At 65.8% G+C, this 22,108-nt stretch carries 19 protein-coding genes; 7 read left to right on the top strand and 12 right to left on the bottom strand.

Annotated features, from left to right (window positions below; all coding sequences use genetic code 11):
- The 3 genes from ABD923_RS17335 to ABD923_RS17325 all read right to left on the bottom strand — a co-directional run.
- Positions 1-1,855: calcium-binding protein (locus tag ABD923_RS17335; protein WP_345229553.1), on the bottom strand; the 1,855-nt coding region annotated here is incomplete at its 3' end.
- A gap of 211 nt (positions 1,856-2,066) precedes the next feature.
- Positions 2,067-2,723 (bottom strand): ABC transporter ATP-binding protein, encoded by a 657-nt coding sequence (locus ABD923_RS17330; RefSeq protein ID WP_259553124.1) that lies wholly within the window; start codon positions 2,721-2,723, stop codon positions 2,067-2,069.
- 22 nt (positions 2,724-2,745) lie between these two features.
- Positions 2,746-4,110 (bottom strand): KpsE/RkpR family capsule polysaccharide export protein, encoded by a 1,365-nt coding sequence (locus ABD923_RS17325; protein WP_345229552.1) that lies wholly within the window; start codon positions 4,108-4,110, stop codon positions 2,746-2,748.
- 118 nt (positions 4,111-4,228) lie between these two features.
- Here ABD923_RS17325 and ABD923_RS17320 point away from each other — a divergent pair, with 118 nt between their 5' ends.
- Entirely contained in the window at positions 4,229-5,047 is an 819-nt protein-coding gene (locus tag ABD923_RS17320) for an ABC transporter permease (protein ID WP_345229551.1), read from the top strand.
- Here ABD923_RS17320 and rlmH read toward each other — a convergent pair.
- The 3 genes from rlmH to ABD923_RS17305 all read right to left on the bottom strand — a co-directional run bounded on the left by rlmH (position 5,044) and on the right by ABD923_RS17305 (position 7,316).
- Positions 5,044-5,514 carry a 23S rRNA (pseudouridine(1915)-N(3))-methyltransferase RlmH gene (gene rlmH, locus ABD923_RS17315; RefSeq protein WP_259553146.1) on the bottom strand — a complete coding sequence of 157 codons (471 nt, stop codon included), beginning with the start codon at positions 5,512-5,514 and terminating at the stop codon, positions 5,044-5,046. The genes ABD923_RS17320 and rlmH overlap by 4 nt on opposite strands.
- A gap of 13 nt (positions 5,515-5,527) precedes the next feature.
- Complete coding sequence (rsfS, locus tag ABD923_RS17310) at positions 5,528-5,971, bottom strand: ribosome silencing factor (protein ID WP_345229550.1); 444 nt, start codon at positions 5,969-5,971, stop codon at positions 5,528-5,530.
- Positions 5,972-6,119: 148 nt separating this feature from the next.
- Positions 6,120-7,316: a TsoY family (seleno)protein gene (locus ABD923_RS17305; RefSeq protein ID WP_259553158.1), complete on the bottom strand. Its 1,197-nt coding sequence runs from the start codon at positions 7,314-7,316 to the stop codon at positions 6,120-6,122.
- A gap of 265 nt (positions 7,317-7,581) precedes the next feature.
- On the opposite strand from ABD923_RS17305, the gene ABD923_RS17300 reads away from it, so the two are divergent.
- Positions 7,582-11,037: a chromosome segregation SMC family protein gene (locus ABD923_RS17300; RefSeq protein WP_259553160.1), complete on the top strand. Its 3,456-nt coding sequence runs from the start codon at positions 7,582-7,584 to the stop codon at positions 11,035-11,037.
- Between the two features lie 173 nt (positions 11,038-11,210).
- On the opposite strand, the gene ABD923_RS17295 is transcribed toward ABD923_RS17300, so the two are convergent.
- The 5 genes from ABD923_RS17295 to ABD923_RS17275 all read right to left on the bottom strand — a co-directional run bounded on the left by ABD923_RS17295 (position 11,211) and on the right by ABD923_RS17275 (position 16,075).
- Positions 11,211-12,392, bottom strand: coding sequence for a lytic murein transglycosylase (locus tag ABD923_RS17295; protein ID WP_259553161.1), 1,182 nt, complete (start codon positions 12,390-12,392; stop codon positions 11,211-11,213).
- A 49-nt stretch (positions 12,393-12,441) separates the two neighbouring features.
- Positions 12,442-13,374, bottom strand: coding sequence for an adenosylcobinamide-phosphate synthase CbiB (cbiB, locus tag ABD923_RS17290; RefSeq protein ID WP_259553168.1), 933 nt, complete (start codon positions 13,372-13,374; stop codon positions 12,442-12,444).
- A complete protein-coding gene (cobD, locus tag ABD923_RS17285; protein ID WP_259553176.1) occupies positions 13,371-14,324 on the bottom strand; it encodes a threonine-phosphate decarboxylase CobD in 954 nt (317 codons plus the stop codon). The genes cbiB and cobD overlap by 4 nt, the downstream gene beginning before the upstream one ends.
- A gap of 39 nt (positions 14,325-14,363) precedes the next feature.
- Entirely contained in the window at positions 14,364-15,353 is a 990-nt protein-coding gene (locus ABD923_RS17280; protein ID WP_259553177.1) for a glutathione S-transferase family protein, read from the bottom strand.
- A gap of 110 nt (positions 15,354-15,463) precedes the next feature.
- Entirely contained in the window at positions 15,464-16,075 is a 612-nt protein-coding gene (locus ABD923_RS17275; RefSeq protein ID WP_345229549.1) for a CGNR zinc finger domain-containing protein, read from the bottom strand.
- Positions 16,076-16,321: 246 nt separating this feature from the next.
- Between ABD923_RS17275 and ABD923_RS17270 the strand changes: the two genes are divergently transcribed.
- From ABD923_RS17270 to ABD923_RS17255, 4 genes are all read left to right on the top strand, one after another.
- Positions 16,322-16,672: a hypothetical protein gene (locus ABD923_RS17270; RefSeq protein ID WP_222191736.1), complete on the top strand. Its 351-nt coding sequence runs from the start codon at positions 16,322-16,324 to the stop codon at positions 16,670-16,672.
- Positions 16,673-16,821: 149 nt separating this feature from the next.
- The gene (gene dgcN, locus ABD923_RS17265; protein WP_259553183.1) at positions 16,822-17,823 is read left to right on the top strand and encodes an N-acetyltransferase DgcN; all 1,002 of its coding nucleotides are present in this window, start codon (positions 16,822-16,824) and stop codon (positions 17,821-17,823) included.
- The gene (gene dgcA / locus ABD923_RS17260) at positions 17,820-18,782 is read left to right on the top strand and encodes an N-acetyl-D-Glu racemase DgcA (protein WP_259553191.1); all 963 of its coding nucleotides are present in this window, start codon (positions 17,820-17,822) and stop codon (positions 18,780-18,782) included. Before dgcN ends, dgcA begins: the two co-directional genes overlap by 4 nt.
- Positions 18,783-18,857: 75 nt before the next feature.
- Complete coding sequence (locus tag ABD923_RS17255; protein ID WP_259553196.1) at positions 18,858-19,718, top strand: D-amino-acid transaminase; 861 nt, start codon at positions 18,858-18,860, stop codon at positions 19,716-19,718.
- Between the two features lie 111 nt (positions 19,719-19,829).
- Here ABD923_RS17255 and ABD923_RS17250 read toward each other — a convergent pair whose 3' ends face one another.
- Entirely contained in the window at positions 19,830-21,515 is a 1,686-nt protein-coding gene (locus ABD923_RS17250) for a Y-family DNA polymerase (RefSeq protein ID WP_259553199.1), read from the bottom strand.
- 90 nt (positions 21,516-21,605) lie between these two features.
- Here ABD923_RS17250 and ABD923_RS17245 point away from each other — a divergent pair, with 90 nt between their 5' ends.
- A complete protein-coding gene (locus tag ABD923_RS17245; protein ID WP_259553205.1) occupies positions 21,606-22,073 on the top strand; it encodes an MOSC domain-containing protein in 468 nt (155 codons plus the stop codon).
- Positions 22,074-22,108 lie beyond the last annotated feature (35 nt).

Raw genomic sequence — 22,108 nt, 5'->3', positions numbered from 1 at the left:
AGAGATCGTCCGCCCCGGTCCCGCCCGAGAAACTGTCCGCGCCGTCATTGCCCTGCAGGATGTCAGACCCCCAGCCGCCGATCAGCACATCGTCGCCCGTCCCGCCACGCAGCAGGTTGCCATTGCCCCCCGTCGCATTCAACGTGTCAGAGTCGGTGCCACCTTCCAGCGTGTCGGTCCCGTTGCCGCCTTCCAGCATGTCGTTGCCGTCGCCGCCGAAAATATAATCGTCGCCGGCCTCGCCGACCAAGGTGTCGTCGTATTCACCGCCTTCCAGCCAATCGTTCCCGGTTGTTCCGAAGATGGTTTGCCCGTCGCTTTCAAGCGGCAGATTGACTGTTGGGATCCTGTTGGGAGCAAAAAGGAATGCGTCGTAGATGTCGCCCTTTGTCAAACCCTGGCCGGTGGCCGTCAGGATCTCCAGGCGTTCGTTGCGCCACTCGATCAATGCGCCTGACATGGTTTGTGTCACGCTCAATTGCGCCGGGTCATAGAGCATGGCCCAACCGGAAAGATCGATACGGTCGATGCCCGGTTCAAAGTCGGCGATGACGTCAAGGTCATCGTCGGCGCGCAAAATGAAGGTGTCCGCTCCGGCGCCGCCGAATAGCGTATCGCGGCCTGCGCCATCTTCTATCAGGTCGCGCCCACCCCCCCCGAAAAGACTGTCGTGGCCGTTTCCGCCAATAAGAATATCGTCCGCGGCACTCCCGGTCACGGCGCCGCCGGCATTCGTCGCGATCAGTTGCGCCCCTTGGGCCGACAGGTCTATGGCGAGTTCGGTCACTCCGGCTTCGCTTTGCGAGGCGACGAAGATCTCCAGGGTGTCGCCATCGACGGCCGCGGCCATGGCGGTCACGTTCTGCAAGCCGATCTCGTACGTGTCGCTGATGACGTCGAGCAGCTGCAATCGCCCGTTTGGCAGCAGGGCAAACAGGGTCAGCCCATCATCCCCGCCCCCCGCCAGGACATAGACATGCCCATCCGACTCGAGCACTTCGAGGCTGTTGACCATCCCGAAGCGGGTATAAAGCGTGTCGAGGACATGATCCGTGGGGGTGAGGGAACCGTCGGCCGCCAACTCCAGCACGCTGATTGCACCGGATTGCCCTTGGCCATCCCCGGGGGCCGAGGCGACGATGACGAAGCTCCGCCCTGCCAGGGTGACCACCTCCATCCCGGTCGGCACCATGATGCCCAGACCTTCGGCGACGCCCACGCTATCGGTGGCCTCGACCCCGTCAGCCACCATTCTGAAGGCGGTCACGCCGTGTTCGGATTGGCTGGCCGAGATCAGGAAGCTGGTGCCGGCATGCTCGACCGTGTCGAGTTTGAAGACATCGGCGGCATAGGTCGTATCGGTATCTTCGATGTGGACCAGTTGCGTCAGCCCGCCATCTCCGGCCATCGCATAGACCTGGATCGAGTGCGTTCCGGTGTTCGACAGCACCAAGGTCTCGTCATCCCATTGGTCGATATCGAGGATCTGAGCCGTCGTGGCGTCGAGGCCGGTGTATTGCGCCTGCCCGAGGATGGCGCCGTCGCCTGACAGGGTCAGGGCGGTCAACTGGTCTTCGCCATTCCCCGCCACCAGCAATTCGGCGCCGTCGGCGGTCTCGATCAGGGTCAGTTCATGCAGGGCGCCATCGGCCCATTCGGTATCAAAAAGGGTGAAGTCCGCTAAGCTTGGGGTGACGCCTTCAAGTGCGAAGGCGCCGACCCCGCCAGTGGGGCCGGATGTCGTGTAGAGCATCCGGCTCCCGTCGAGCGCGGTTGTTACCATGAGGTCGGTAATGCCGTGATCCAGCGCAGCCTGGCCGGTCACGACCGTGCCCCGGACGGTGAAATAGGACATTGATGTTCTCGCGTCGCTCGCGCACGTGGCGATGACGCCACGCCGCTGATCCACACCCAGGGGTCGACCGGTGAGGGAAGTGCCGACCGACGCCCGTTACCCACCAAGGACTTTCAGGGGAGGGGGGAGCATCCCGGCGGAAACACCGGGGCCAAACCTTGGAGAAAACCCGCAATTGCAGCGGATGCGTTAACGACGTGTCGCCTGCGGCTCAGGTCATCATGTTCTCGGTGTGAACGGCGATCGCTTCGTCGATATCCTTGAAATACGTCATGTGGCCATGTTCCAGGACGATGGCCTCGTCACAGAATTCACGAAGTTCGTTCAGGTTGTGGTTCACCATGATGGCGCCAGACCTGGACATCCGGTCTTCGAAGAGCGCTTTGCTCTTGGCCTTGAAGGCGGCGTCGCCAGCGCTTGTCACCTCGTCCACGAGATACGTGTCGAACTCGATTCCCATCGAGATGCCAAAGGTCAGGCGGCTTCTCATCCCTGAGGAATAGGTGCGCACGGGCATGAAGAAATGCTGCCCGATATCGGCGAAATCCCGCACGAAATCGATCAGCTCCCCGGTGTCGACGCCGTAGACGCGCGCAATGAAGCGGGTGTTTTGTGCGCCGGTCAATTCCGGGTGAAACGACCCGCCAAAGCCAACGGGCCAGGAAATCGTGCCGTCCGTCACGATCTGTCCATGGTCCGGCCGCAGATTGCCGGCGATCATGTTCATCAGCGTCGATTTCCCGGCCCCATTTCGGCCCAGCAAGGCCAGCGAAGTGCCCGTTGGAAGGGTCAGGTTCAAGTTGTCGATCACAACCTTGCGCCGACCGTTGACCATGAAGCTCTTTGTCAGGTTCTCGAAGCGGATCATGCCGCACTCACCCTTGGTCGCGCTATTGCCGGTCTCGGATCGAATAGTAGACCAACGCCATGATCGACCACCCCAGCAAAAGAAACAGAGCGGCCACACCTATCGTGACCCAGCGGCGCGGGAACTCGGCGCTTTCCGGCAGGGTGGGCCGGATATAGACGGCGAGATAGCGGCTTTGCCGCACCGCATTGGTGCGGGCGACATCGAGCGCTGTCAGCGCGGCGGTGTAGCTTTGCTCTGCAAATTCGCGGTCGACGATCAACCCTTCGTATTCCGCCATCAAGGTCGGGTAGTCCTCACCGGCGCTGCCGATGTCGTCCAGCGTGAAATTCTCGCGCTCCTGCTGGATGCGGTCCTGGATGACCTCGATGCGACGAGAGGCCTGCAACAGGCGTGGATCGGTCGGGTTCGAGGTGTTCTCGGTCAAGAGATCGTATTCGATCAGGGCCTCGGCAAGCTGCTGCTGCAGGTTGTTCAGCACGCCCATGCGCCCTTGCAGGTCGGACTCGGGATCAACGATCTGGGTGGTGGTTCGGAACGTCGTCAAGGCCTCGCGCGCGGCGCGCAGGCGGTCGACCGCCGTCGCGACATCCGCCTCGGCAAAGGTCATCGCATCGGAGCGCGCATTGGCGTTCAACTCGTTCACCAGGGCCGTGCTCTCTTCGATGATCGCGAGGGCGAGCGTCTGGGCCATTTCGGGCGTGAAGGCGAGAACCCGCAGTTCCAGCAGGCCTGACCCGGATTCGAACGATATCCGCACCACCCGGCCCCAGTAATCCGTGAGATCCTCTATGGTGGAGTCCGGAGCCAGGCTGAAGAAAGGGTCACGACCGTGCGGCTCCGCGTAGTGGGCGACAAGATCGAGTTCTTCGTTCAGGCGTTGGACGAGTTGCTGGCTGACGATGAATTCGTAAAGGATATCGGCGTCTGTGGCCGCCCCACCCCCGGTGATCTGGGACAATCCGCCCAACAGATCGGTCGCGGCGCCGGTTTCGTTCTGCCGCACCGTGAACCCGGTGGTCGATGCGTATTGATCCTCCGCGAAGACGAACATGTAAAACGCGATGGCGAATAGGGGGATCAGGACCACGACCCCCAGAGACGCAAAAAGGCCGAAATGCCTGGGCTTCAACGTCGCGGGTTTCGCGGCCGGTTTGATGCGCGCTTGAAAGGCCTGCTTCGCCTGCTTGCCCATCTGGCCCTTAGGCCGCCCCGCGCCGCCGCCTTTGCGCTGTCCTGCGCCTTTTCCCGGGCCACCGTCAGCCGTGACTGCGGCCGGGTGCGCCTGCTGGCCAGAGCCTTGGCTTGCGCTTTCGTTGCCCTCTGGAAGCGGTTTGCCGTCCGCGCGCTCGTTTGCGTCGGCGTTTGCCGGGCGTTCTTGTTTCATCTTTGGGGGAAGACTATCGTCCAAGGTGTGGATCGCCAGTGCAGCTGCGTTTGAACCTGCTGGTCCTGTCATACATAAACGCGCCTTTTGACGCCAGCATGATGGTAGCCATAGCTCCGTGACAGTCAGTCCCGATATTCCACCAGCCGCAGGCCGCCCACGCTCGACGAAACGCCGTTTCGCCAGCGGTCGGGCCATCGCGGCCTTGATGCTGAGGGAAATGTCCACGCGCTACGGACGCTCGCCGGGGGGATATGTCTGGGCCATTGCCGAACCGCTCGGGGCATTGGTGTTCATGGCATTCGCATTTTCACTGCTCCTGCGCACACCTTCCCTCGGCAATAGCTTCATCCTGTTCTACGCGTCGGGCTTCCTGCCCTTTCAGGTCATGGCGCAGGTCGAGACCGCGGTCACGGGGGCTTTGCGCTTCTCCCGGCCTCTCTTGATGTATCCTGCCGTCTCATGGTTCGACGCCATTGCGGCAAGGTTCCTGCTGAACTTCCTGACCAGCGTGACGGTGATGATCATCGTGCTCGCCGGAATTCTTCAGTTTACGGATACAACGGTCGTGCTCGAATTCGGGCCCATGATCGAAGCCACGATCCTGGCAGCGTTTCTCGGGCTGGGGCTGGGCACGTTGAATGCCGTCTTGACCGGTCTCTATCCTGTCTGGGGAAGCTTTTACGGGATCCTGAACCGCCCGAGGATCATTTATGCCGGCGTCATCTTTATCTACGAGGATCTGAGCGGCATCGTGCAGGACATCATCTGGTACATCCCGTTCGTGCATATCACCGGCTTGTTCCGCGATGGCGTCTACCCGACCTATTCGCCGCAATATATCAGCGAACTGCTTGTCCTGACCTGGGCGGTTGTGACCCTGTTCTTCGGCCTGCTGCTGATGCGACGCTTTCGGCAAGACATCCTGATGCGCTAGACGCGGTGATACGGGCTTCCGGCGAGAATCGAGGCGGCGCGATACAGCTGTTCCGACAGCATGACGCGGGCCAGCATATGCGGCCAGACCATCCGACCAAGGGAAATGGCCTTGTCCGCCTCGGACCGCAGCGCAGGGTCCAGGCCGTCCGCCCCCCCGATCACCAGGGCAAGATCGCCCCTCCCCTGGTCGCGCAGGCGTGCGATGGCATCGGCGAAGTCGGGGCTTGTTGGCGTCTCTCCGCGCTCGTCCAGAACCCAGGTGGCGGCGCCTTGCGGGATGGCGCGGCGCAGCAGGTCGGCCTCGGCGCCCATGCCGCCGCCCTTGCGATCCTCGACCTCGATCACGCCGCCGAGGGTCAGCCCAAGGCCGCGGCCTGTCTTTTCGAAACGTGAGAGATAATCGTCGATCAGGTCCCGCTCGGACCCCTTCCTGAGGCGCCCGACGGCACAGATATGCACCCGCATGACAGGACGCGCGTTATTGCGCGGTGCCGCTTGCGGGCATCCACATCTTCTCGATCTGGTAGAAGTCGCGCACTTCGGGGCGGAACACGTGGACAAGCACATCGCCCGCGTCGATCAGCACCCAATCGCCCGCGTCCTTGCCTTCTACCTTGCAGATCAGGCCCATCTCCTGCTTCAGCCGGTCCACCAGCTTCTCGGAAATGGCCGCGACCTGGCGCGACGAGCGACCAGAGGCGACCACCATGAAATCGGCGATCGAAGATTTCCCGCGCAGGTCGATCTGCACGATATCCTCGGCCTTGTCGTCATCGAGAGAGGTCAGAACACGCTCCAGCAGGGCATCGCCTGCGAGGGGTTCGGGGTGTTGCGCAACTTGCGCGTTCGGGGTGGCCGTATGAGCCACCGCTTGGGTCGGTCCGGTCAGGACACTGTCCTCCTTACTGTTTGACGCCACCATGTGGCGCGTACTTTCCAAAGATAGCATTGCAAGGGGCCATTCTCAACGGGGCGGCGTTTTCAAATGTGGAACCGCCCCCCGGTGTGGCCAGGGGGCGGCTCGAGGCGCATCTGAAGGGAGGAGCGATGCGCGATGGATGTCGTCCGGATCAGGCCGCCGCGACAGCGCCTTGCGGCAGCGGACGGAAGTGCTTGGTGGCCAGCATCCACACCAGAACGATCATGGCGATCTGGAAGCCGACGGCCACGGCCGAGATGGCCCAGTAAGCGACCGAGAACTTGGCGACGAGGCCGGCGGCCACAAGGCCCTTGTTCAGCCAGAATTGGGTCATCACCGAGAGGGCAACACCGGGGCAGACCAGGGCGTAGGACCCGGCCGAGGTTTCGCGCCCCGTGACGAAGCGGGCGAGGTAGCCGACCCGCGACATCACGGCCAGACCGAACAGACCGAACAGAACCTGCACCGACAACAGCCGCGTCAGCGTCATCATCGTGTCGGCATCGGTGGTATGGCTGTCAAAATTGACATGCAGGCCGTGACCCTGACGCAGCAGGGCAATCCCGATGACGGTCATGATCGGAATGACAACCATCAGCGTCGGGGCGGCCTCGACATTCACGCCATGCTCCAGCATGGGGCGGATGCTCATCACCAGGACCACCAGCGCGAGAAGCACCGCTGCGGTGATGAAGAAGGTCGACAGCACAAGGCTGATGCCGGATGTGACGATAGTGGTCGACATCGCCGCCGGTGCGGCAAGGCCAACGCCGATCATCGACAGGGCAAAGGCCGGCAGCATCTGCGCGAAGCTGTTGTTGGCCGAGCAGTTGAAGCCACCCGAATGCAGGCGCGAGGCGATGAAATGACCCAACTGCCGCAGAGCGATGTAGCCGATGGCCAGGAAGGCGACGATGGCGGCGGGGAACATGTATTCCACGATGCTCCACAGCCCCGGTACGAAGGTCAGACCAAGGATGAAGCCCACGTTGACCGTCATGGCTAGCGCCAGAGGCATGGCCAGAACCTGGCTGCCCGCGTTCGACTGGGCAAACGCCTCGAACCCTTCCGAGCGCTTGAACTCGGCATATTTGCGCAGGTTGAAGATCAGCAGCTTGATGTTGTGAAACGCGAAGAAGGCGATCCCGGCCCATGCGATCAGGACCATGGCCTGTTGCAGCAGCGTGCCGCCCGTCAGGACCGGCCACACGTCTTCGAAAACCGGGACGGGCTGGCCGGGATGCGGCACCCAGAAGAACAGGTACATGAAGAAGGTGACGGAAAGGCCACCCATTCCCAGCGAAGCAAGGAAATAGAGCGGCGAATACTTCGTGGCTGCATGTGACATGTTTTGCACCTCGGATATTTAACCTTGCAAACTAAATGTCACGGCGCGGGGAGAAATGCAATGCACAATGCGTCGCAGGGATGAGTGGTATCGTGCGCGGCTGCAGAGCTATCGGCGTAAGCCGACGCCATATCTGGTGAAAAACCACATATCTTGGGGATAAGCGGCCGATATCCGCCATATCCAGTGGGCGCTGATTGACTCAACCGCCTCGCAGCCCGGAAACTGCAAGACCAACGGAATCAGACTTGGCAGGCGGACCCCCGTGCGCTTTTCGCGACTCAGGCTCAATGGCTTCAAATCCTTCGTGGACCCGACGGACCTCGTGATTGCGCAGGGTCTGACGGGGGTCGTGGGGCCGAACGGCTGCGGGAAATCCAACCTCCTCGAAGCGCTGCGCTGGGTGATGGGTGAAAATCGCCCGACCGCGATGCGTGGCGATGGCATGGAAGACGTGATCTTCGCCGGGGCCGCCACGCGCCCGGCCCGCAATTTCGCGGAAGTCTCGGTTCAGATCGACAACACCGACCGCCTCGCCCCCGCGGGGTTCAACGATGCCGACCAGATCGACATCGTGCGCCGCATCACGCGTGACGCAGGCTCGGCCTACAAGCTGAACGGCAAGGATGTGCGTGCGCGCGACGTCCAGATGTTGTTCGCCGATGCCTCGACCGGTGCCCATTCGCCCGCGCTGGTGCGGCAGGGGCAGATCAGCGAGCTGATCAACGCCAAGCCGAAGAACCGCCGCCGCATCCTTGAAGAGGCTGCGGGCATCTCGGGCCTTTATCAACGCCGCCACGAAGCGGAATTGAAGCTGCGCGGGGCCGAGACGAACCTTGCCCGCGTCGAGGACGTTCTGGAGCAGTTGAGCGCACAGCTGTCCACCTTGGCCCGGCAGGCCCGGCAGGCGGCGCGCTATCGCGAGATCAACGCGGAGTTGCGTCATGCCGAGGGGCTGCTTCTGTTCCTGCGCTGGCGCGACGCCGAACAGGGCCGGGCCCGCGCCGAGGAAGTTCTGCGCGAAAGCCTGACCGCCGCCGCCCGCGCCGAGACCGCTGCACGCGAAGCCGCCAAGGCGCGAGAAACGGCCGAGGCCGCGCTGCCACCGCTGCGCGAGGAAGACTCCATCGCCGCCGCGATCCTCCAGCGGCTTGTGATCGAACGCGACACGCTGGATGACGAGGCGACTCGCGCCGCGCAGGCCGTCGATACACTGACCGCGCGGATCAGCCAGCTGACACGGGACATCGAACGCGAAACCGCGCTGAACGCGGATGCGGGTGACAGTATCGCCGCCCTGGAAAGCGAGCGCGCCACCCTGATCGCCGAGAGCGACGGCCATGACGACGCGCTGGCCGCCGCCGCCGCCGCCGCGACCGAGGCCGCCGATATCCTGGGCGAACGCGAAGGCGCGCTGGCCGAGGCGACCGAGCAGGCCGCCGCCCTGTCGGCCCAGCACCAGCAGGCCGAGCGCCGTGTGTCGGAAGCCGAGAAATCCGCTCGCCGCAACACCGAGGACGCGGCCCGCGCAGGTCAGGCCGCGGACGAAGCCGCCACGCGGCTGTCCACCCTGGAACGCGAACAGCAGGAAGCCGCCGATGCCCTGGCTGCCGCGCAGGACCTCGCGGGTCGCGCCGAGGCAACCCTGGCCGAGACAGAAGCCGCCCGCGCCGCTGTCCTGACCGAGGAAAGCGCGGCCCGCGCCGCCCGGGCCGAGGCCGAGGGGCGCGCCGGCACCCTCGCATCCGAAGTCGCGGCCTTGTCGAAACTGCTCGACCGGGAGCGCGGCAAAGGCGACCAGCTTCTTGACCAGATTACCGTTGCGCCGGGGTTCGAGGCCGCCGTCGGCGCGGCGCTGTCCGATGATCTCGAAGCGCCGATGGCGGCGACGCCCGGTGGCACCGGGTGGACGGGCCTCGACCCCTACGCGTCGCCCGCGCCTCTGCCCGCCGGGGCCATGCCGATCACCGATCACGCGCAAGGCCCCGCCGCGCTTGTCCGCCGCTTCTCGCAGATCGGGGTGGTGGAGGCGGCGGACGGCCCGCGCCTGCAAGCCGATCTTCAGCCGGGTCAGCGGCTTGTGTCCCGCGCGGGTGATCTGTGGCGGTGGGATGGCTATTCCGTCGCCGCCGCCGATGCCGTCTCGACCGCCGCGCGCCGCCTTGAACAGCAGAACAAGCTGACGGGCCTGCGGGCCGAGGCCGATCGCGCCCGCGCGCAAGCCGATGAGGCCAAGGCGGTGCACGAGGCGCTGGCCGCCCGCCTCGCCGACCTGACCGAAGCGGATCGCGCGGCCCGAAACGCCCGGCGCGATTCCGAAACCCGGCTGGCGCAGGCAAGCCGCGCCCTGTCCAAGGCCGAGGCCGATCGCTCGGTCCTGGAAGGCAAGCTGCAAACCTTGCGCGCCACCGCCGCCCGCCATGGGGACGAGGCCGGCAAGGCGCAGGAAGAATTGCAGGCCGCCCGCAGCGCGCGCGAAGCTCTGGATGATCTGGACCACGTCCGCGCCCGCCTGAACGACACGCGCACCACGGTCGAGGCTGCGCGCATGGCGATGATGGCCCGCCGGACGGCCCATGACGAGTTGAAGCGCGAAGGCGAATTGCGCGCGGCGCGCATCCAGAAGATCGGGCAGGAAATCGAAGGCTGGAAAACCCGCCTCGACAGCGCCACCACCCGGCTTTCCGAGTTGGAAAAGCGTCGGGAAGACGCCGCGTCTCAACTGGACGAGGCGAAAAAGAGGCCCGACCAGATCGCCGAGAAACGCGAAGGCTTGGCCGGCAAGATCACCGACGCCGAGAAACGCCGCGCGATGGCGTCCGATGCCCTGTCAGGGGCCGAACGTGCCCTGCGCGACGCCATTACCGCCGAGCGCGATGCTGAACGGAGCGCCTCCGACGCGCGCGAGGCCCGCGCGGCCTCGGAGGCCCGCCGCGACGCCGCCGCCGAGGCGGTGACCGCAGCCGCCGAGCGCATCATGGAGGAGCAGGAGGTGACCCCCGATGCCCTCCTCGAAAGTCTTGGGGACCTGCCGGACCCGATGCCCTCCGCCGACCGGATCGAGGGCGATGTCGCGCGCCTGCGCCGTCAGCGGGATGCGTTGGGGGCGGTGAACCTGCGCGCCGAAGAGGATTCGCGCGAGGTGCAGGAAGAGCACGATACCCTCGCCACCGAGAAGGCCGACCTGGAAGAGGCGATTGCCAAGCTGCGCTCCGGCATCGCCTCGCTCAATCGCGAGGGGCGCGAACGGTTGCTCAAGGCGTTTGACGAGGTGAATGGCAACTTCTCGCGCCTGTTCACCCATCTGTTCGGCGGCGGCGAGGCGCGTCTGGTACTGGTGGAATCCGACGATCCGCTTGAGGCTGGCCTTGAAATCCTTTGCCAGCCGCCGGGCAAGAAGCTGTCCACGCTTTCGCTGCTTTCGGGCGGCGAACAGACACTGACGGCCCTGGCGCTGATCTTTGCCGTGTTCCTCGCCAATCCCGCGCCGATCTGCGTGCTGGACGAGGTCGATGCGCCGCTGGACGATGCCAACGTCACCCGGTTCTGCGATCTGCTTGACGAGATGACGCGCCAGACCGACACCCGCTTCTTGATCATCACGCACCATGCCGTGACGATGGCCCGGATGGATCGCCTGTTCGGTGTGACCATGGCCGAACAGGGCGTGTCGCAGCTTGTCAGCGTCGACCTGAACAAGGCCGAGCAACTGGTCGCCTGAGCCTCAGCCCGGATAGCGCACCAGCATGGTCGCCCCGGCGGTCGATCACCAGACCATTCGTGCCGTGGCCTTGATCCGCAGATCTGCGCGCCGCAGAACCGTTCATCAGCTCGGCCAGATATGGGACTGGCCGCCCAGGACCAGCCCCGCAAGCGCGGCGGAGGGGGGGCGGCTTACAGCGCGTTCAGCAATTGCCAGGTGGGCCAGGCATCCGCGGGCAAGCCGAGGCGGCGCTGCTCTTCGCGCACGGCCATGCGCGTGCCGGCGCCAAGGATGCCGTCGATCCCGCCGACGTCATGCCCGCGCGCCTGCAAGCGGCGCTGCAAATCGCGCATCGCGTTGCCGTCCAGGCCGGCATCGGGGTTGCGCGCGTCCATGACCGGTGCGCCTTCCAGCCTCGTGCCGAAATAGGCCGCGGTCAGCACGTAGGTGAAGCTCTCGTTCCATTCGAACAGGACGTTGAAATTCGGGTAGGCAAGGAAAGCGGGCCCGTTGCGCCCCTGCGGCAGCACGACCGAGGCCTGCGCGTTGCGCAGAGGCAGCGCGCCACCGTTGCGCGCCCTCACGCCATCCGCCTCCCACTCGGCCACGCTGCGCGAGGTGTGGATGCCCGTCTGGTACCAATCCAGATCGCCCGGCACGGTGATTTCCACAATCCACGGCTCGCCCGCGCGCCAGCCCAAGGACCGCAGGACGTTGGCCCCGGACATCAGCGCATCGGCGGCAGAGGTTTGCAGGTAGACATGCCCGTCGCCATCCCCGTCGATCCCGTTTTCAAGGATATCCTCGGGCAGCATCTGGACCATTCCGATCTCACCCGCCCAGGCGCCCATCGTGTTGACCGGGTCAAAATCGCCATGCTCGTACAGTTCGAGCGCGGCAAAGATCTGCGGGCGGAAGATGTGCGGACGGCGGCAGTCATGGGCCAAGGTCACGAGGCTGTCGAGCGTGTTGTAATCGCCCTGGAAGGCCCCGAAATCCGTTTCGAACGCCCAGAAGGACAAGAGGATACCGCGGCTCACGCCAAAGCGCCGCTCGATCTCGTCGAAGACAGACGCATAGCGCTGACCATTGGCGCGCCCGTTATCGAGCCTGTTCTGGGAAATCAGCCGCCGCGCGAACTCGGTGAAGGGCACGGTGAAGATGCCCTGCCGACGATCCGCGTCGAGCGCACGTTGGTAATAGTTCGCCTGCGCGAAAAAGCTGCTCACGGCGTCGGGCGAATGGCCCCGGCTCAGCGCCTCGTCCCGCAGGCGTTGCACGAATTGACCGAAATCGCCGCCGCATTGCTGTGCCGATGCCGCCCCGGTCGAAATTCCCAGCGCGCAAAGCCCGGCCATCATCAAACGCTTCATGTTGAAATACCCTGTTGGTCCTGTTCGCCGGCAGAGTATCAAGGTGGCCCTATCCCGCAAGCCTTGTCAGAAGCGCCAGGAGCACGACGCTGCCCACCATGGCGGCCCAGACCCGCCACAGGATCTTGCAGGCGGTCTCGATGTCTTCGGGGGTCGCCGCGCGGCGTCCGGTCGGGTTCAGGATTGGATCATCCGTCATCTGCCCGCCATAGCTGCGTGGGCCAGACAGGGCGAGGTCCAGCGCGCGCGCCATGGCCGCCTCGGGCCAGCCCGCGTTGACCGAGCGGTGCCGCGGCCCTTCGCGGCGCGCGGCTTGCCACGCGCCCGGCACGCCAGACACCAGCGCGATGAAGGCGGCTGTCAGGCGGGCGGGGACCCAGTTCAGACCATCATCCAGACGGGCCGCGGCCCAGCCGAATTCCTCGTGGCGTTCGGTCCGGTGTCCGATCATCGAGTCCGCCGTATTCGTAATCTTGTACAAGAGGATGCCGGGCAAGCCACCGATCAGGAACCAGAAGGCCGGCGCGACGACCCCGTCCGACAGGTTCTCGGCCGCGCTTTCGATGGCTGCGCGGGCGATGGCGCTTTCGTCCAGGTCAGCGGTGTCGCGACCGACAAGCATCCTGACGTCGCGCCGCCCCGCGTCCAGCGATTGGCGCAGCCCGTTGGCCACCGCCCGCACATGGTCGACAAGGCTCTTCTGGGCCAACAGGATCGCGGCGATCACGACCTCGAACACCGAGCCAAGGGGCAGAGAGGCCACGATCCAGCCAAGGGCCATTGCCAATCCGCCAAGCGCCACGATCACGTAAAGACCATGCGCGCGCCGCAAATCCCCTTTGTTGAAGCGCCGGTCGCACCAGTCGATCAACCACCCCATCAGCACCGCAGGATGCGGCGCCCGGTCCCACAGCCAGCGCGGTTCGCCCAAGGCCGCGTCCAGCAGCAATGCGCAGATCAGGAGAAACGCGTGGTCTGTCATGGAAGCGCTCGCCAAAGTCGGTGCCAGTCGTCTTCCCCGCCCGGAAGGCCGAGACGCAGCCACGTGCCGGAATAGGGAAAGACCCGGGTCCAGATCTGCGCTTGCGCAAGCTTGTCCTGCCATGCGGCGGCATCGGGGACGGCATAGGTTCGGAACAGGGACGTGCCGCCGATCAGCGTGGCCCCTTTTGCCTCCAGCATCGCGTCCAGCCGGGCCGCGTCACGGGCCAGCCGCACACGGGTCATCTCGGCCCAGGCGCGGTCTCCGAGGGCGACGGCTCCGATCTGCAGGGCGGGTCCCGAGACGGACCACGGCCCCAGCGCCTCGGACAGGCGGGCGCAGGTTTCGGGGCGCGCGATCGCGAAGCCAAGGCGCAGCCCGGCCAACCCCCAGAACTTGCCGAAGCTCTTCAGCACCACGACCCCCGGCTCGGTTGCGCGGTCAATATGGCTTTCCTCGGGGCAGGTGTCGCAAAAGCTTTCGTCGATGACCGTCAGATCCGCACCGGTCAGTTCCGCATCGCTCCACAGCCGCCCGTCGGGATTGTTCGGATGCACGACCACCCGGGCTTTGGCATTGCTTTCCCCCACATCCCAGCCCGCGGCGCGAAAGGCGGCGGCGTGTTCGTTGTATGTGGGGCCGGGGATTGAAACGCGTCCGCGCTCGGCCAAACGTGGCATCTGCACGATCAGGGCGCTCGCCCCGTTTGCAGCGACAATCCCCGCGCCCTCGGGCACGTCCCAAAAGGACCGCGCTGCAGCCAAGAGGCGATCCAAAGCGGCCTGATCGGGCAGGGCGGTCCAGGCATGCTCGGGGATGTGGCCGATGGGATAAGGCACCGGGTTGATGCCGGTCGACAGGTCCAGCCAATCCGCGCGCGCGCCGCCATAGTGGGCAGCGGCGGCATCGATCCCGCCGCCATGGTCGCGCGTTTTGTGGGTGTCCTGCATCGGGCGAGCTCCGTCTCTCCCGATGCATGAACCCTATTCTCAGGCGGCCTTCAATGCCTCGCGGCCATGTGGCGCCCACCAATCGATCTCGGGATTGATCGGAATGATCCGGTGCGGATTGATGCTGTCGTGGCTGTAGTGGTAATGGCGCACGATATGATCGAAGTGGATGGTGTCCGCCACCCCCGGCCACTGGTAAAGCTCCCGTGCATAGGCCCAGAGGTTCGGATAATCGATGATCCGCGCCCGGTTGCACTTGAAATGCAGGTGGTAGACCGCGTCGAAGCGCGCCAGCGTCGTGAACAGGCGCCAGTCGGCCTCGGTGATGCGATCCCCGGCAAGATAGCGGCTATCGGCGAGGATGCCTTCGACCCAGTCCAGCGCGTCGAACAGGGCATGCACGGCCTCGTCATAGGCCGGTTGCGTGGTCGCGAAGCCCGACTTGTAAACGCCGTTGTTGATCTCGTCGTAAACGCGGGCATTGATCGCGTCGATCCGGTCGCGCAGCGCTTCGGGGTAGTAGTCGTCGCGGTTGCCGGTGATCCCGTCGAAGGCCGAGTTGAACATGCGGATGATCTCGGCCGACTCGTTCGACACGATGGTGTTGGTTTCCTTGTCCCAAAGGACGGGCACCGTCACACGTCCCGTCATGTCGGGCATGGCGCGCAGGTAAACATCGCGCATGAACGCTGACCCGAACAGCCGGTCACCCGTCGCCCCGTCGAAATCCGTGTCGAAGGTCCAGCCATCGCCAAGCATGTCGGGATGCACCACCGATACGTCGATATGGTCTTCAAGCCCCTTGAGGGCGCGGAAGATCAGCGTGCGATTGGCCCAGGGGCAGGCGTGGCTGACATAGAGGTGATAGCGTCCGCTTTCGGCCTTGTAACCCGCATCCCCGGTCGGCCCGGCACTCCCGTCCGCCGTCACCCAGTTGCGAAAGGCCGCTTCCGAGCGTTCGAATTTGCCGCCGCTTTTCTTGGTGTCATACCATTTGTCGTGCCATTCGCCGTCGATGAGCAGGCCCATGAAATCCTCCGATCACCTGTGAATAACTCACTGCGATAGATAGCCGAGGGTCCTGTGCGGAAAACCGGCACCGGCGCAGGCCATATCTCGCATCATCGCACAGGCGCGCGTCAGCCGGTGGCGTCCCCGGCGCGTTTGCGGGCACGGAAGCTTTCGGCCTTGGCCCGGTTTCCGCAGCGCGACATGGCGCACCAACGCCGCCCGGGTCCGCGCCCATGATCGAGAAACAGCCGCGTGCAGCGTTTGCATTCCTTCAGGCGCGTCAGGTCGGCCCGCGTCAGCAGGTCCAGCGCCGACAAGGCGACGACGTCATGCAGCCCGCCCAAGGGGCCGGGGCGGAAACTTGCCCCCGAGACGCGGTCGAGGGTCAAGGTGGCATCCGCCGTGGCTGATTTGACCGCGGATTCCAGCATCAGCGCCTCTTCCCGTCCGGGGCGCCGCTTGGCGGCCATCGCGCTCAGCACTGCATGCGCGGCTTCGCGCAATGACATCAGGCTCGCCATCTGCCCGCGCGACGGCGGGGTTTCGTCCGCAGGAATCGGCATGCCTGCCGCGCGGAGGAGGCCCAACAGCTCCGCCCCGTCGGCAAAACTGTTCTGCGCGCGGGTCTTGCCGTCATCAGAGACCGTGTTGACGAAATCGAGAAAGGGATGGCCCGTTTCCTCGCCACTGCGAACGGTTTGGACGCGGCCTTCATCGGGCCCGGGTGGGTCAAATGCCATAATGCCTGCCTTTTTTGTTATTTCTTTTGGTGCAAGAGGTTTGGCGGACCTCTTAACCGAAATCTGGCAAATATCGGTTTGTCCCGCAAGCGTTCGGATCAGCATTGGCGAACTCATGCCCATGTGTCACCGGCCCGTGGCTGATCAGCCACGTTTGCACCTGCGGCGAAGGTCTTGCGTTGACGGAATCGGGGTAAGCACCATTTCTTCTGACATAACGACCATTTGCAGGGTTTGCGTGCTGCCATGACCGACTTCTTGCCAAAGGAATTGCAGGACGAGCTTGCGCAGGCACAGCGCCGCGATCGCCGCAAGCGCGCCACGCGTTTCGTCCATGTCGGGGATGAAGCCTTTGCCATCCTCGAATACAGCGACCATGGCTTTGCGGTTGATTCCGAAGAGGCGCCGCGCCTGCGGGGGCTGATCGACATTTTCGACGGGCCGCGCCACCTCTACCAAGCCCTGATCGTGGCGTCGGAAGAAGACGGCGACCTGATGCGCTACGAGTTCAAGCGCAACACCGCGGCCTCGGCGACTGCCCCGGTTGATTTCGAGCGCAGCGCCACCGCACCGGCGGGTCTTCTTCCCTCGAGCTGAGCTGCTCCGCGCACGGATCTTGTGCGCAACCCTCGCTGCACGCGAAAATTTCCGACATAGCCCCGGTCAGGTGGCGCATTTCCCGAAACACTCGCGTGCGGGCTGTCCTAACCTGCGCCCGACCCGCAAATCGCAGCCCGGAGGCCGCCATGATCGAAACCCCCTATCTCCTTTTCCTCGGTGACGCGCCCGACCAGTTGGCCGCCAAGGTTGCTCAAGGCATCCGCGACTGGCGCCCGGACAATGCTGTCGGCCAGTTCCGGATGGAGGGGTGCAAGGCGAATGTCGGTCTGCCGAACATGGACCTCGGGGCCGCGAAGGCCGCCGGCGCCAAGACGCTGGTGATTGGCGTCGCCAACCGGGGCGGCGTGATTTCGGCCGCCTGGAAAAAGGTACTGGTTCAAGCGCTTGAGGAAGGGTTCGACCTTGCCAGCGGGTTGCATAACCTGCTGCGCGATGAAGAAGACCTCGCCGCCGTCGCGCGCGCCACGGGGCGGCAGCTTCACGATGTGCGGGTGCCGGACGTGAAGTACCCGATTGCCAATGGTGTGAAGCGTACGGGCAAACGGTGCCTGGCCGTGGGCACCGATTGCTCGGTCGGCAAGATGTATACCTCTCTCGCCGTGGATCGCGAGATGAAGGCGCGCGGGCTGAAATCCAGCTTCCGCGCCACGGGGCAGACCGGCATCCTGATCACCGGCAATGGCGTGCCGCTGGACGCCGTGATCGCCGATTTCATGGCCGGGTCCATCGAATGGCTGACGCCTGACAACGATGCCGACCACTGGGATCATATCGAGGGGCAGGGCAGCCTGTTCCACGTCAGCTATTCCGGCGTCACCATGGCGCTGATCCATGGCGGCCAACCCGACGCCCTGATCCTCAGCCATGAACCCACCCGCGAGCACATGCGTGGGCTGCCGGGCTATGACCTTCCTACACTCGAAGCGCTGCGCGACACCGCCCTGCCGCTGGCCCGCATCGCCAACCCGGCCTGCCAGGTCGTCGGCGTGTCGATCAACACTGCCGCGATGGGCGAGGACGAGGCGCTGTCCTACCTCGCGGAGGTCGAGAAGCGCATGGGCCTGCCCACGGTCGACCCGTTCCGCCAAGGGGCCGCCCGCCTTGCCGACGCTCTGGAGGCGCTATGATCCGGGTCACGCGCGATAGTTTTCCGTTCCGAGAAACCTTCACCATCTCGCGCGGCTCCCGCACGGTGGCCGAGGTGCTGACCGTGACCGTCACCCGCGACGGGGTGACGGGGCATGGCGAATGCGTGCCCTATGCCCGCTACGGTGAAAGCCTCGACAGCGTGACGGACCAAATCCAAGGTTTGCCCGCCGACATCACGCGTGACGCGCTGCAAGACGCCCTGCCTGCCGGGGCGGCGCGCAACGCCTTGGATTGCGCGCTGTGGGACCTGGAGGCGAAGGCCGCTGGCAAACCCGCATGGGACCTTGCCGGCCTCTCCGCCCCCGATCCGGTCACCACCGCCTTCACCCTGTCCCTCGACAGCCCCGAGAACATGCGCGCCGCGGCGGCGAAAAACGCGCAGCGCCCCCTTCTCAAGATCAAGCTTGGCACACCCGATGACATGCCCCGGCTGGAAGCGGTGCGCGCAGGTGCTCCCAGGTCCCGCATCATCGTCGATGCCAACGAGGGCTGGACGGCCGAGGTCTATGCCGCGCTTGCCCCGCATCTGGTGGCGCTGGGCGTCGAACTGGTGGAACAGCCGCTGCCTGCGGGCGACGATGATCTTCTACAGGAAATCGAACGCCCCTTGCCCGTCTGCGCCGATGAATCCTGTCATGATCGTGCGACGCTTACCGGGCTCAAGGGCAAGTATGACATGGTGAACATCAAGCTCGACAAGACCGGCGGCCTGACCGAGGCGCTCGCGCTCAAGTCCGAGGCCGAGGCGCAGGGCTTCGGCATCATGGTCGGCTGCATGGTCGGCTCGTCGCTGGCCATGGCCCCGGCCGTTCTGGTGGCGCAGGGCGCGGCGATCACCGATCTGGACGGCCCCCTGCTGCTGGGCGCCGACCGGGACACGCCCCTCAGGTTCGAGGACTCCACCGTCTACCCGCCCGACCCCGCGCTTTGGGGGTGACCCTGCGGCGCGCCGCCCCTTGACGTGGGCGCGCCAACCCCCGAAAGCGATGACAGCTTGATAGGAGATCCGCCCATGTCCCGCACCGTCTATGTCAACGGCCAATACCTCCCCGAGGAAGAGGCCAAGGTCTCGATCTTCGACCGTGGGTTCCTCTTCGCCGACGGCGTCTACGAGGTGACGAGCGTGCTTGGCGGCAAGCTGGTCGATTTCGCGGGTCACGCGCGGCGTCTGGAACGCTCCTTGACCGAACTCGACATGGCTTCCCCGGTGGACATGGACGAGTTGCTGGAGATCCATCGCCAGCTTGTCGAAAAGAACGAGATCGACGAGGGGCTGATCTACCTGCAGATCACGCGCGGGGCCGCCGCCGACCGCGACTTCGCCTTCCCGCCCGAAGATACGCCGCCGACCATTGTGCTGTTCACCCAATCCAAGCCCGGCCTTGCCGACAGCCCCGCGGCCAGGACCGGCATCAAGGTGATCTCGATCGAGGATCAGCGCTGGGGCCGCCGCGACATCAAGACAGTGCAACTGCTGTATCCGTCCATGGGCAAGATGATGGCCAAGGCCGCAGGCGCCGACGATGCGTGGATGGTCGAGGATGGGTTCGTGACCGAGGGCACGTCGAACAACGCCTATATCGTCAAGAACGGGACCATCATCACCCGCCACCTCGGCAACGAGATCCTGCACGGCATCACCCGCGCCGCGGTCCTGCGCTTTGCCCGCGAGGCACAGATGACGGTCGAGGAACGCCCCTTCACCATCGACGAGGCGAAAGACGCGGATGAGGCCTTCATCACCTCGGCCTCCAGCTTCGTCATGCCGGTTGTCGACATGGATGGGCAGGCCATCGGGTCGGGCGCACCGGGCCCCGTCAGCGCCCGCCTGCGCGAGATTTACCTCGACGAGATGCGCAAGGCCGCCGTCTGAAGCTGGCCGCATCGGGTCGCGCGCGCATGCCGCGTTAGGGTTGGCCGGGGCCTGTCGCTGCCTCGGGCCATCCCGTCACCGCCCGATGCCGTTGGCCGCGCAACACGCCGATCAATCGAAATTTCCCTGCGCGAACCACCCGCCCGAGGCTGCACCGCCATGGGCGTAGAACAGCCATAAACCGGCCCCCTCTGCGGTGGTGATGCGCCAGTAATCCCGCACGCCCGTGCGCCAGTCGGGCTCGTCCAGCCACCATTCCGGGGCGATCCGTTCAGGCCCGCTGGCGGCTTGCATCTCGAATGTCCGGCCACGCCAGCGAAAGGTTTCGGGCGGGGTGGGGCAGTCGGGCGCGATGACGGGTTCGGGGCGAAACAGGGTCAGGGGCCGGGGCCGGGCGGGGCGGGGCCAGTCCTCGGCCGGCTCCGACCATGCGGCGGCCAGGGTCACGCTGGTCTTCTCGGGGATATGGCTGTCGGCGGGGCGCTCGCGGGTGATCGCCTCCAGCCCCACGCGCGCGCCCAGCCGGGCGATCAGGTCGGCCATCGCCTGCGCCTCGCCCCGGGGGGCGTGAGCCTCGGCGCTGACGGCCCATCCGCCCTTGTGCTGGCTGGCATGACGCGGCTCGGTCACCGTCGCCACCAGCCGCAGCCGGTCGATGCCAAAGCCCGCATCCACCTCGTCCAGCTTCATTGCCAGCAGCGGGCGCAACCGGTCGGGATGATCGGCAGGCCGCGCCAGGCCCACCTCGACCACCTGCGTGCCGCCATCCACCCGCGACAATTCCAACCGCACCCGGCGCGCGCCGCGCCCCGCCGCGCGCAGCTTTTCGCAAAGCGGCGGCAGCAGCCGGTCCAGCCCGGCCAGGATATCCGCCTCCAGCCCGATCGGGTCGGGCAGGCTCAGCCGCAGCGCGAAATGCAGCGGCGCGCGGGCGGGAGAGATCGGCTCGGGCGCCACGCCAAGCGCCTGGTCCAGCCGATGCACCAACTCGGACCCGAAGCGCCGGGTCAGTCCTGCGCGCGGTATCCCCCAAAGATCGCCCACGCGCCGCAGACCCAGCCGCGCCAGCCCCGCGACCGTCTCTTGCGGCACCCGCAGCGCCGCGATGGGCAGGGGCGCCAAGGCCTGCCGCGTGGCGCCGGGGGGCGCGATGCGCGCGGCCTCTCCCCCGATGACCTGGGCCGCCGGGGCCGCGCCGCCGCGCGTCCAGTGCCGCTTTTGCGCGCGGGACCGGGTTGCCCGTGCCTCCTGGTCGATGGCATCGCCCGTGCGCGGCGCGGCAGGCCCGCCCCCGCCGGCATAGCGCGCCAGGGCCCAGGCCGCGCCCGCGGTATCGGCGATGCCCGCCCGCACGCTCAGCCCCAGGTCGGCACAATCCGCGAGGGCGGTGCGAAACAGCGCCTCTTCCCCGCCGAACAGATGCGCGCAGCCGGTCAGGTCCACCATCAGCCCCTCGGGCGCATCCTCGGCCACCCAGGGGCTGAACTTGCCCGCCCACCGCCGCAGCGCCGACAGGAATGCCGCCTCGCCCGCCGGATCGGCGGGCCGCGTGATCAGGCCCGGGCACAGCGTCACCGCCACGCTCAGGGGCTGGCCTCGTGCCGCGCCCTGTGCCTCGGCCGCCGCACTCAGCGCCGCAACCTCGCGGATGTTCCCCGTCTCGCGGATCACGGCCAGCGGCGCCTCGGCCAGCCCCGGCTCGGCCCGCAAGAGGCGTTCGGCGGCCAGCCGGGGGAACCACAGCGACAGGATGCGCCGGGTCTTTTTCGGGTCATGCGACGGGGTCGGGGCGGACATGGCAGGGCAGCTCTGCATATGTTCCTGTTTTGTTCACATTTAGCGCCCGCGCGGGTGGGAGTCGAGTCTCCCCCGTCCTATCTTCGGGTCATGGACACGCTCGCCGACCTCATCGCCCGCCACGCGCAGCCCGGCCGCCTCGACTGGATCGGCCTGCGCCCGGACCGGCTGGCACCTCTGACACCCGTCTCCAGCGCGAGGCTGACCGAGGCTGGCCTGACGGGCGACCACGCGCGCCCCGGCAAGCGCGCGGTCACCCTGATCCAGGCGGAACACCTGCCGGTCATCGCAGCCCTTGCGGGGCTGGAGGCCCTCACGCCCGAAACGCTCCGCCGCAACCTCGTGATCTCGCGCCTCAACCTCGCGGCCCTGCGCGGCCGGACCATCGCCATCGGCACCGCCCGCCTGCGGCTGACCGGCCCCTGCGCCCCCTGTTCCCGGATGGAGCGCGCCCTCGGTCCCGGCGGCTACACCGCCATGCGCGGCCATGGCGGCTGGTGCGCTACCGTCGAGGTGCCCGGCGATCTCTCGCTGGGGGACGAGGTCATCCCGACCTGACCCGATCTTTATCCTCGAAATATGCTCGGGGGAGC

The organism is [Roseibacterium] beibuensis (genome assembly GCF_039542305.1).
In the GTDB taxonomy this organism is placed as follows: Bacteria; Pseudomonadota; Alphaproteobacteria; order Rhodobacterales; family Rhodobacteraceae; genus Roseibacterium; species Roseibacterium beibuensis.
The sequence above is the reverse complement of the archived record's forward strand: the minus strand, read 5'-3'. Positions and strand labels throughout refer to the sequence as shown.

Excerpts from the sequence above, each read along its gene's own strand:
- ABD923_RS17330 (WP_259553124.1), bottom strand. The coding sequence starts at position 2,723 with ATGATCCGCTTCGAGAACCTGACAAAGAGCTTCATGGTCAACGGTCGG.
- ABD923_RS17325 (WP_345229552.1), bottom strand. The coding sequence starts at position 4,110 with ATGAAACAAGAACGCCCGGCAAACGCCGACGCAAACGAGCGCGCGGAC.
- rlmH (WP_259553146.1), bottom strand. The coding sequence starts at position 5,514 with ATGCGGGTGCATATCTGTGCCGTCGGGCGCCTCAGGAAGGGGTCCGAG.
- rsfS (WP_345229550.1), bottom strand. The coding sequence starts at position 5,971 with ATGGTGGCGTCAAACAGTAAGGAGGACAGTGTCCTGACCGGACCGACC.
- ABD923_RS17305 (WP_259553158.1), bottom strand. The coding sequence starts at position 7,316 with ATGTCACATGCAGCCACGAAGTATTCGCCGCTCTATTTCCTTGCTTCG.
- ABD923_RS17295 (WP_259553161.1), bottom strand. The coding sequence starts at position 12,392 with ATGAAGCGTTTGATGATGGCCGGGCTTTGCGCGCTGGGAATTTCGACC.
- cbiB (WP_259553168.1), bottom strand. The coding sequence starts at position 13,374 with ATGACAGACCACGCGTTTCTCCTGATCTGCGCATTGCTGCTGGACGCG.
- cobD (WP_259553176.1), bottom strand. The coding sequence starts at position 14,324 with ATGCAGGACACCCACAAAACGCGCGACCATGGCGGCGGGATCGATGCC.
- ABD923_RS17280 (WP_259553177.1), bottom strand. The coding sequence starts at position 15,353 with ATGGGCCTGCTCATCGACGGCGAATGGCACGACAAATGGTATGACACC.
- ABD923_RS17275 (WP_345229549.1), bottom strand. The coding sequence starts at position 16,075 with ATGGCATTTGACCCACCCGGGCCCGATGAAGGCCGCGTCCAAACCGTT.
- ABD923_RS17270 (WP_222191736.1), top strand. The coding sequence starts at position 16,322 with ATGACCGACTTCTTGCCAAAGGAATTGCAGGACGAGCTTGCGCAGGCA.
- dgcN (WP_259553183.1), top strand. The coding sequence starts at position 16,822 with ATGATCGAAACCCCCTATCTCCTTTTCCTCGGTGACGCGCCCGACCAG.
- dgcA (WP_259553191.1), top strand. The coding sequence starts at position 17,820 with ATGATCCGGGTCACGCGCGATAGTTTTCCGTTCCGAGAAACCTTCACC.
- ABD923_RS17255 (WP_259553196.1), top strand. The coding sequence starts at position 18,858 with ATGTCCCGCACCGTCTATGTCAACGGCCAATACCTCCCCGAGGAAGAG.
- ABD923_RS17250 (WP_259553199.1), bottom strand. The coding sequence starts at position 21,515 with ATGTCCGCCCCGACCCCGTCGCATGACCCGAAAAAGACCCGGCGCATC.
- ABD923_RS17245 (WP_259553205.1), top strand. The coding sequence starts at position 21,606 with ATGGACACGCTCGCCGACCTCATCGCCCGCCACGCGCAGCCCGGCCGC.